Origin of the sequence: Rhodococcus sp. ACS1, assembly GCF_002300155.1 — a bacterium.
Lineage (GTDB): Bacteria > Actinomycetota > Actinomycetes > Mycobacteriales > Mycobacteriaceae > Rhodococcus_F > Rhodococcus_F koreensis.
Window position 1 is genome coordinate 192,251 of sequence record NZ_NSDZ01000007.1, and the last position, 10,994, is coordinate 203,244.

General features: G+C 69.7%; 3 protein-coding genes (1 of these 3 cut by a window edge). 2 read left to right on the forward strand and 1 reads right to left on the reverse strand.

What is annotated here, in order from left to right; genetic code table 11:
- Positions 1-9,562, forward strand: partial view of a non-ribosomal peptide synthetase gene (locus CJ179_RS32345; protein ID WP_095864148.1) — the 3' end only. 19,961 nt of this gene lie to the left of the window's left edge; the window shows 9,562 of its 29,523 coding nt (coding positions 19,962-29,523); its start codon lies beyond the left edge, outside the window; it ends in the stop codon at positions 9,560-9,562.
- 569 nt (positions 9,563-10,131) lie between these two features.
- Here CJ179_RS32345 and CJ179_RS32350 read toward each other — a convergent pair.
- A complete protein-coding gene (locus CJ179_RS32350; RefSeq protein WP_005255751.1) occupies positions 10,132-10,470 on the reverse strand; it encodes an RNA polymerase-binding protein RbpA in 339 nt (112 codons plus the stop codon).
- Positions 10,471-10,642: 172 nt separating this feature from the next.
- Between CJ179_RS32350 and CJ179_RS32355 the strand changes: the two genes are divergently transcribed.
- Positions 10,643-10,975: a hypothetical protein gene (locus CJ179_RS32355; RefSeq protein WP_095864149.1), complete on the forward strand. Its 333-nt coding sequence runs from the start codon at positions 10,643-10,645 to the stop codon at positions 10,973-10,975.
- Positions 10,976-10,994: the final 19 nt, after the last annotated feature.

A 10,994-nucleotide genomic window follows, 5' to 3' on the forward strand; every position in this document is an offset into this window, starting at 1 on the left:
CGTCGCGGGCCGCGGCCGGGCCGAACTCGACGACATCATCGGCATGTTCGTCAACACCCTCGTCCTGCGGACGACGCTGGATCCGGGAGCGTCGTTCGTGTCGCTGCTCGAGCAAGCGCGGGACGTCGACCTCGAGGCGTTCGCCCACGCCGACCTGCCCTTCGAGCGGCTGGTGGAGGTCCTGAGCCCGGTCCGCTCCACCTCGCACCACCCGCTGTTCCAGGTGGCGCTCGGTGTGCAGGCCGTGTCCGCCGACGGACTGGAGCTGGACGGACTGTCGGTGGAACCGCTCACCCTCGACGCGAGCATCGCCAAGTTCGACCTGCACTTCACGCTCACCGAGAGGCTCGACGACACGACCGAGCCGGCGGGCATCGACGCCGAACTCATCTACGCGACCGACATTTTCGACGAGAGCACCGCCGCCGGATACGCGACCCGGCTGCGCCGGATCTTCGAGGCGGTCGTCGCCGACCCGCAGCGGCCGATCGGCGACATCCCCGTTCTCGGCGAAGACGAATACGCGGCGCTCACCCCGGTCCGCGGCGCCGACCCGCGGCCCGTGCAGATGCTGCCCGAGATCCTCGCCGACGCCGTCGCCGCAGCACCCGACGGCCTCGCCGTCGTCTTCGACGGTGCCGGCCTGACGTACCGGGACCTCGACGAACGGTCGAACCAGCTGGCCCGGTTGCTGGTGGACAGGGGAGTGGGACCCGAAACCCGGGTCGCGCTGGCGCTGCCCCGGTCCTTCGAATCGGTGGTGGCCGTCTGGGCGGTGGCCAAGACCGGTGCCGCCTTCGTGCCCGTCGACCCCGGCTACCCCGCGGACCGCATCCTGCACATGGTGCAGGACTCCGGGGCGATGGTCGGGATCACCGTGTCCGGGAAGCAGGCACTGCTCCCGGACTCGATCCGGTGGATGCTCCTCGACGACCCGGCACTCGAGGTGCACTGCACCCACGAGTCCCGGTTGCCGCTCACCAACCGCGACCGCATGCGGCCGATCCTGTCCGACCAGGTGGCGTACGTCATCTACACGTCGGGATCGACCGGCAGGCCCAAGGGGGTCGCGGTGACGCACCGCGGTCTGATGAACCTGGTGACCGACGAGCGTGAGCTGCTCGGTGTCACGTCCCGTTCGCGGACACTGCATTTCGCGTCGCCGAGCTTCGACGCCTCCGTGTTCGAGATGCTGATGGCACTCGGCGCGGGAGCCACGATGGTCATCGCGCCGCCCACGATCTACGGCGGATCGGAACTCGCGGAACTGCTCGCGGCGGAACGCATCACCCATGCGTTCTCGACCCCGGCGGCGCTGGCGTCGGTGGACCACCGCGGGCTGGGTGACCTCGCCGTGGTCGTCGTCGCCGGTGACGTGTGCCCGCCGGAACTGGTCGCCCGCTGGGCGCCCGGACGCCGCATGGTCAACGCATACGGCCCCAGTGAGGCGACGATCATGTCGTCCATCACCGAACCCCTCCGCGCCGGCGAACCGGTCACCATCGGCGGTCCGAGCCGCGGGGTGCGGGCACTCGTGCTGGACGGGCGGCTGCGTCCGGTGCCGGTGGGGGTGCCGGGCGAACTGTACGTCGGGGGACCGAGCCTGGCCCGCGGCTACCTCGGACGGCCCGGACTGACCGCCGAACGCTTCGTCGCCGACCCGTACGGCGAGCCCGGCGACCTCATGTACCGCACCGGCGACCTCGTCCGGTGGCGGGAGAACCGCGTCCTCGATTTCGTCGGCCGCACCGACCACCAGGTGAAAATCCGCGGATTCCGCATCGAACTCGGCGAGATCGACGCCGCCCTCACCGCACACCCGCAGATCGAATACGCCACCACGGTCGGCTACGAGCACCCGAACGGGGAGACCTCCCTCGTCGCGTACGTGCTGCCGTTCACCGGTGAGGACGTCGACCGCGTCGAGGTCGCGAATTTCGTCGGCCGCACCCTGCCCGCGTACATGGTGCCCGCGTCTGTCACCCTCCTCGACGCCCTGCCGCTCACCCCGGCGGGCAAACTGGACCGGGCCGCGCTGCCCGAACCGATCTTCGCCGCCGCGGCCACGACGTTCGAGGCGCCGCGGAACCCGATGGAGGTGATCGTCGCCGGCATCTTCGCGGACATCCTCGCCCTGCCCGAGATCGGCATCCACGACAGCTTCTTCGACCTCGGCGGCAACTCGCTGCTCGCAACCCAGGTGGTGTCGCGGATCAACGCCGCCCTCGACGTCCACGTCGGGGTCCGTGAGGTGTTCGAATCGCCCACCGTCGCCGCGCTCGCGGCGCGGATCACCGAGACCACCACTCACGGTGCACGGCGGCCCGCACTGACGGCGAGGGTTCGCCCCGAACACATTCCGCTGTCGCTCGCCCAGCAGAGGATGTGGTTCATCAACCAGTTCGACACCGCGTCACCGGCCTACAACCTGCCGGTCGCACTCCGGCTGTCGGGTGAGGTGGACCTGCGCGCCATGCAGATCGCCATCGCCGATCTCGTCGGACGGCACGAGGCGCTGCGCACCGTCTACCCCGATTCCGCCGACGGCCCGCACCAGATGATAGTGCCCGCCGCCGACGCGGTGCCTGACCTGACCCCGGTGCCGGCGCACCCCGACGACATCCTCGGACGGGTGCTCGCACTCGTGACGACGGGCTTCGACGTCACCTCGGACGTGCCGCTGCGGGCGCGGATGTACCGCGTCGGCGCCGACGACTACGTGCTCGTCATGGTCGCCCACCACATCTCAGGGGACGGCTGGTCGCTCGCCCCGCTGGCCCGCGACGTCATGCTCGCCTACACCGCCCGCACCGAGGGACACGTCCCCCTGTGGACGCCGCTGCCGGTGCAGTACGCCGACTACAGCCTGTGGCAGCGGGAACTCCTCGGCGACGAGTCCGATCCCGAATCGGTTGCCGCCGAACAGATCGCGTACTGGACCCGCGCCCTGGACGGTCTGCCGGACCGGCTGTCCCTGCCGACCGACCGCTCCCGGCCCGCGGTCGCCTCCCACCGGGGTGCGCACGTGCCGTTCACCATCGACGCCGGCACCCACCGCGCATTGCTGACCCTCGCGCGCGGCCGGAACACCTCCCTGTTCATGGTGATGCACACCGCGCTCGCGGTGCTGCTCGCGCGACTGAGCAACGAATCCGACATCGCCGTCGGCGCGCCCATCGCCGGCCGCGGCGAGGAATCCCTCGACGAACTCGTCGGCATGTTCGTGAACACCCTGGTTCTGCGCACCCACGTCGACCTCGAGAGTTCGTTCGCGGACAGCCTGAACGTCGCACGGTCCACCGACCTGAGCGCGTTCGCGCACTCGGACATCCCGTTCGAGCGCCTCGTCGACGTGCTGAACCCGGCGCGCTCGCGCTCACACCACCCGCTGTTCCAGGTGGCGTTCTCGTTCCAGAACCTCGCCGCCACCACACTCGAACTTCCCGGCCTGCACGTCGAGGGACTCGACGTGCCGAACACGATCTCCAACTTCGATCTGCACCTGACACTGTCGGAGAAGCACGACGCGGACGGCACCCCGGACGTGATCGAGGCCCAGTTCACCTACGCCACCGACCTCTTCGACGACGCGACCGTCCGGGCGTTCGCGGAACGGTTCACCCGCATCCTCGGGTCGGTCGTGCAGAACCCGGACATCGCGGTCGGTGCCATCGACCTGCTCGACGACGCCGAACGGCAGTCGGTGATCACGGAATTCAACGACACCGCTGTCGATCTGCCGCCGACGACGCTCCCCGACCTGTTCTCCGCTCAGGTGGTGCGCACACCCGACGACCCCGCGGTCTTCTTCGAGGGCACCGAACTGACGTACGCCGAGTTCGACCGGCGCGTCGACGCGCTCGCCCACCGGCTGATCGATGCAGGCGTGGGGCCGGAAGCGGTGGTGGGGCTGGCGATGAACCGGTCGATCGAACTGCTCGCCGGGATGTACGCGGTGCTGCGGGCCGGTGGCGCGTACCTGCCGATCGATCTCGGCCATCCGGCAGACCGGCTGGCGTACGTGCTGGAGACGGCACGCCCGGTGTGCATCCTCACCACGTCCGCGGACGGGTTCACCGCCGAAAACGTCCCCGTACTCGAGATCGACACCCTCGACCTCGCCCCGCGCGGACCCGTGACCGCCGCGCACCGCCGCGCGCCGCTGCGACCGGAGAACACGGCGTACCTGATCTTCACGTCCGGGTCCACCGGCCGACCCAAGGGCGTCGGGGTGTCGCACGCCGCCATCGCGAACCAACTCCGCTGGAAGCAGCACGAATACCCGCTCGACACCACCGACGCCGTCGTGCAGAAGACGCCGGTCACGTTCGACCTGTCGGTGTGGGAACTGTTCTGGCCGCTGACGGCGGGTGCCCGGCTCGTCATCGCGCGCCCGGACGGTCACCGCGACCCGGCCTACCTGGCGGACCTCATGCGTCAGCAGCGCGTCACGACAGCACATTTCGTGCCGTCCCTGCTGGAGGCATTCACCCCGGGTGCGGGGGAGCAGCCGGCCCTGCGCCGGGTCCTGTGCATCGGTGAGGCGCTGCCCGCCGACACGGCCGCCCGTTTCCGCAGCCGGTTCGGCTCCGTTGCCCTGCACAACCTGTACGGGCCCACCGAGGCCGCCGTGTCCGTGACCGCCTGGACCCACACCGACGGCGACGCCGACACCGTCCCCATCGGCGGACCGGAATGGAACACGCAGGCGTTCGTGCTGGACGCCCGGCTGAACCCGGTTCCCGTCGGGGTGGCGGGGGAGCTGTACCTGGCCGGTGACCAGCTGGCCCGCGGTTACGTGGCCCGCACCGATCTGACGGCCGAGCGCTTCGTCGCCAACCCGTTCGGCGCACCCGGTTCACGGCTCTACCGCACCGGTGACGTGGTCCGCTGGCGCGTCCGGGACGCGAAGGGGGTCCTCGAGTACCTCGAGCGCTCCGACTTCCAGGTGAAGGTCCGCGGATTCCGCATCGAACTCGGCGAGATCGAATCGGCGCTGGTGCGGTCCGCCGGGGTGGGGCAGGCCGTCGTGGTCGCCCACCAGAACCACCACACCGGGACCGCCCTGGTCGCCTACGTCGTCCCCGCGGACGGCTCGACCGTCGACCCCGCCGCGGTGCTGGCCGACGTCGGCGCCGCGGTGCCGGGCTACATGGTGCCCGCCGCCCTCGTCGTGCTCGCGGAACTGCCGCTGACCGCGAACGGGAAACTCGACCGCAAGGCGCTCCCCGCACCCGACTTCGCCTCGACGGCAGTCGAATACCGCGCGCCCGCAACACCGACCGAGGAGATCGTCGCCGCCGTGTACGCCGACGTACTCGGCGTCGAGGAAGTCGGCACCGGCGCGAACTTCTTCGACCTCGGTGGCAACTCCCTCGTCGCCACCCGGGTGGTCGCCCGGCTGTCCGCGACGCTCGGTCGCCGCGTCGAGATTCGGTCCCTGTTCGAGGCGCCTGCCGTCGGTGCCCTTGCGTCGCTGCTGGACTCGACGGACGCGACCGCACCCACCCGCCCGGCGCTGACCCCGACAGTGCGCCCCGAACGGCTCCCGCTGTCCTCGGCGCAGCAACGGATGTGGTTCCTCAACCGGTTCGACCCGAACTCCGCCGTGCACAACATCCCCGTGGCGGTCCGGCTGTCGGGCGTCCTGGACGTCGACGCACTGCAGCACGCGGTCACCGACGTCCTCCACCGGCACGAGTCGCTGCGGACGATCTACCCGGACTCCGCCGACGGCCCGCACCAGGTGATCCTGCCCGCCGACCGGGTCGATGACGCGTCCGTCGTCGCGACCGACGAGACCGCACTGCCCACCTTGATCGCCGACCTGGTAACCACCGGATTCGACGTCACCGCGGAGGTTCCGGTACGGGTGCGGATCTTCCGGATCTCCGCGACGGAACACGTCCTCGCGGTGGTCGTGCACCACATCTCCGGCGACGGCTGGTCGATGGCGCCGATGGTGCGGGACGTGATGGCGGCGTACGCGGCGCGGTCGGCGGGCGCGAGCCCGGACTGGGCGCCTCTGCCGGTGCAGTACGCCGACTACGCACTGTGGCAGCGGGCCCTCCTCGGCGACGACACCGACCCCGACTCGGTATCGGCGCGGCAACTCGCGTTCTGGACGCAGACCCTCGCGGGCGCCCCGGATCAGCTGGATCTGCCCACCGACCGGCCGCGTCCCGCGGTCGCGTCGTACCGGGGCGGCACCGTCGACTTCACCGTGCCATCCGATCTGCACGGCACGCTGCTGGGTGCGGCGCGGGACGCGAACGCGTCCGTGTTCATGGTGGTGCACTCGGCGCTCGCGGTGCTGCTGAGCCGGCTCGCCGGTTCCGCGGACATCGCCATCGGAACCCCCGTCGCGGGCCGCGGCGAACGCGAACTCGACGACCTGATCGGCATGTTCGTCAACACGCTGGTCCTGCGACAGCACGTCGAGGGCGCGCGCACGTTCGCCGAACTCCTCGCCGACGTGCGCGAGACCGATCTCGCCGCGTTCTCCCACGCCGACGTCCCGTTCGAGCGCCTCGTCGAGGTCGTCAATCCGTCGCGGTCCACCGGGCGGCACCCCTTGTTCCAGGTGATGCTCACGTTCCAGAACCTCGACCAGGCGACACTGGAACTCGGCGACCTGTCGGTGAGCGGTGTCGACTTCGACGTGGACATCGCCAAGTTCGACCTGCAACTCACCCTGATGGAACAGTTCGACTCCGAGGGAGGCCCCGGCGGGATCGCCGCCCGCCTCACGTACGCCGCCGACCTGTTCGACGAACCGTCCGCGCACGTGTTCGGGCAGCGGTTCCTGCAGGTGCTGCGGGCGGCGGTCGACAGTCCGGGCACCGCGGTCGGCGACCTCGACGTCCTCGGCAGCGGTGAACGGAAACAGATCGCCGGCACCAACGCGACGTCGCACCCCGTGCCCGCCGGCACCCTCGCGTCGCTGGTCGACGCGGCGGTGGCGACGGACCCCGACCGGATCGCGGTGGTCTGCGACCGGGAGGAGCTGACCTACGCGAGCTTCGACGCCCGCGTGAACAGGCTGGCGCGCCGACTGATCGAACAGGGCGTCGGCCCCGAGTCGGTGGTGGCGGTGGAGATGCGCCGTTCGGTCGATTTGCTCGTCGGAATCCATGCCGTCGTCAAGGCCGGCGGCGCCTACCTGCCGATCGATCCGGACCATCCGGCCGAGCGCACCGCGTATGTGCTCGACACCGCACGGCCCGCATGTGTGCTGGTCAGCGGTGCCGGACTCGCCGACAGCGGCTCGGTCCCCGTCATCGACGTCGCCTCCGAGGACCTCTCCCGGTACGGCAGCGCGCCGGTCACCGATCGGGACCGGCTCCGGCCGCTGTCCGCGGCGAACACGGCGTACGTGATCTTCACGTCCGGCTCGACGGGCCGTCCGAAGGGGGTCGCGGTCACGCACGGTGCGATCGTGAACCGGCTGCTGTGGATGCAGCACGAATATGCCCTGACCAGCTCGGACGTCGTTCTGCAGAAGACGCCGGTGACGTTCGACGTGTCGGTGTGGGAGCTGTTCTGGCCGCTGCAGGTCGGGGCGTCCCTGGTGATCGCCGCACCCGACGGGCATCGCGATCCGCGGTACCTGACAGGGCTGATACAGGAACGTCACGTGACGACCACGCATTTCGTGCCGTCGATGCTGTCGGTGTTCACTGCTGAACCTGCTGTGGTGCAGTGTGATTCGTTGCGGTTGGTGTTCTGTTCGGGGGAGGCGCTGACGCCGGAGCAGGTGTCGCGGTTCCGGGCGGTCAGTGGTGCGGGTCTGCACAATTTGTACGGGCCGACGGAGGCTGCGGTCGACGTGACGTACTGGGAGACCGGTGCGTCGGACACGCTGTCGGTGCCGATCGGTCGTCCGGTGTGGAACACGCAGGTGTATGTGCTCGATGCGCGGTTGCATCCGGTGCCGAACGGGGTGGCGGGGGAGCTGTATCTGGCGGGTGATCAGTTGGCGCGCGGTTATCTGAATCGGGCGGATCTGTCGGCGGATCGGTTCGTGGCGAACCCGTTCGCCGCGGGTGGGCGGATGTATCGGACGGGGGATCTGGTGCGGCGCCGCGGGGACGGGGCGTTGGAGTATCTGGGTCGTACGGATTTCCAGGTGAAGTTGCGGGGGCAGCGGATCGAGTTGGGGGAGATCGAGGCGGCCCTGGAGGCGCACCCGGATGTGGTGCAGGCGGTCGTGGTGGTGCACCGGGACGAACGCGGCGAGGAAGCCCTCGTCGCCTATCTGGTGGGACGGCGCGCGGCCGAGTGGTCCGACGTGCGCGCACACCTGTCGACCCGGGTCCCGTCGTACATGATTCCGGCGCAGGTCGTGCACTTGGACACCTTCCCGCTGTCGGTCAACGGCAAACTCGACCGCAAGGCCCTGCCCGCACCGGAGGTCCGCTCCGCCGCCGCCGAGTACCAGCCCCCACGGACCGCGGCCGAACGGGCCGTCGCCACCGTGTTCGGCGAGGTCCTCGGCATCGACCGGGTCGGAGCCACGGACAGCTTCTTCGACCTCGGAGGCAACTCCCTGATCGCCACCCGGGTCGCGTCCGCGCTCGGGTCCGAACTGGGCATCGACTTCCCGCTGCAGTGGATGTTCACCGACCCCACGCCGTGGTCGCTGGGGCAGCGCATCCAGAACGCGGCGACCGACGGAGTGCGCGGCGCCGGCGCCTCGCTCGACGTGCTGCTCCCGATCCGCACCCGAGGGACGGCGGAGCCGCTGTTCTGCGTCCACCCGTTCATCGGGCTTGCCTGGAGCTATGCCGGGCTGAGCCGGGAACTGACCGAGGACCGGCCGATCTACGGGCTGCAGTCGCCGGCGCTGACCGAGGACGAGCCGCACCCGGAGACGATCACCGACTTCGCGGATCGCTACGTCCGGGAGATCCGCTCGATCCAGCCGCACGGCCCGTACCACCTGGTGGGCTGGTCGCTGGGCGGGGTCATCGCTCACGAGATGGCGGTGCAGTTGCAGGCGGCGGGCGAAGAGGTGCGTCTGCTCGGACTCCTCGACAGCTACGTCGGACTCGACCGCAGCGTGGAGAACACCGCGACCACGGCGGATCTCCTCGGCGGTGCCGGCCTGGACCTGCCCGACGACGGTGTTCTCGACGAACTCGCGTCCGGCGGGCAGTTCGACGCCGAGCGGGCGGCCGCGCTGCTCCGGGTCGTCGGCGGTCCGCTGGCGGCGCTCACCGCCCCGGAACTCGACCGGATCTACGGCAACGCGCTGCGGGCCCCCGACCTCATCGACGGACACCGCCCGAGAATGTTCGACGGCGAACTGGTGTTCTTCACCGCCGCCCTCGACGACGGCTTCCACGTCGACCCGGTCACCTGCTGGGGCCCGTTCGTGCGCGGAAGGATCGACGAGCACCCGGTGGACGCGACGCACTGGACGATGACGACACCGGACGCTCTCGCCGCGATCGCGCCGCACCTCGAGCGTTCGCGGCGCCGGCCGCGGCACGCCGCGCCCGACACCGGCAGGGACACCGACCCGGACGACAGCGAGAACCGGCCGCACTCGGTGCGATGACCGCACCCCGCCCCCGCTCAACCGACCGCAAGGTTTGGTTTGGGCGGTGATGGGGAAATACCACGAAATGTGAGCGGTTGTAGTGGAAATGAGCGGTTGACCACCCGGAACATCGTGAACGCCGGACCTGCCGTGGTTTCAGGGTGCCGGTTTCATACCCCAGGTGTGAGATTTGCCCGAAGAGAAGACCAAACCCTTGACTCCGCCGTACCGAATAGTAGATTGAGAGCGGTCATGTGACCTACCTCTCACACGGTATGGAAGCCCGGGAGGTCGGTCATACGTGGTTTCTTCGACTGCGTGTTCGGGGCGTGACGCTCGGTGCTTGGTGTGCTCGGAATGTAACGCGCCCGCGTTCAGCAGATCGGAGTACTTGGATGAGTCCTGTCGAGACGGTGACCAGCCCAGTGGCCTACAGAAGCTTGTCCGTGTCGAACATCCCGTCCCCGCCCAAAATGGGGTCGCAGGCACCCCGGACCGCGCCGAAGGCGGGGTCGCACACCCCCCGGACGCGGCGAACGCCGCCCCGGCAGAGCCGAGACGGCGTTCGTACGGTTCGGTGGCCTGTGTCAGGCTCCGCGGCGCTTCGCCTTCAGCAGGTCGAGGCGCTCCTTCAGCAGCTCTTCCAGTTCCTCCTTGGAACGGCGTTCGAGCAGCATGTCCCAGTGGGTACGCGGCGGCTTGACCTTCTTGGCCTCGGGCGCCGTGCCCTCGACCAGGGTTCCCTCGAGGCCGTTGCGGCACAGCCACGTACCGGGGATCTCGGCATCGTCGGCGAAGGGAATGTCGAAGACCTCACCGTTGTCGCACCGGTACTTGGCCATCCGACGGGGCGCGAGGTCGTGGTCACGGTCGGTCTCGTAGCTCACCGCTCCGAGTCGACTCCCTCGAAGTACGCGATCTGCCATGGTTGTGTCCTCTCCTCGTTCGTCTCCGCGCGAGCACGCCTGGACCAGCACCAAGCGTTCACACTCATCTACAACGCCACGGCCTCCCGATTGGTTCCCGCACGCCGCGCAGATGCAACCTCGACATCTTACCGGGCGGGCTCGGGGGCGCCGCGCAGTAAGGTGGTCGACCATGACCAGCGCCTCCCGCAGACCGGATTCCTGTGTGTGGTGCGGACGCGAAGTGGCAGAGACGGGGATGGGCCGGCGTCGCCGGTACTGCCGCCAATCGTGCCGTCAACGCGCGTACGAGCAGCGCACCCAGGTCAAGGGCACCAGAATCCCAGCCGATGCGGTGGTGCTCACCTCGGAGGAAGCCTCCGCCATGGTCGACCGGGTTTTCCAGGTTCGATGTGCCGCCGAGGACGTGGCGACAGCCGTTGCCGAAGGTGCGGCGGCCCATGAGGTGGAGTCCCTGTGCGCCGACCTCGTGCAACTCGCACGTGAGGCCGAACGCTTCCGCTGAGCCTCGGACAGAGGCGGGG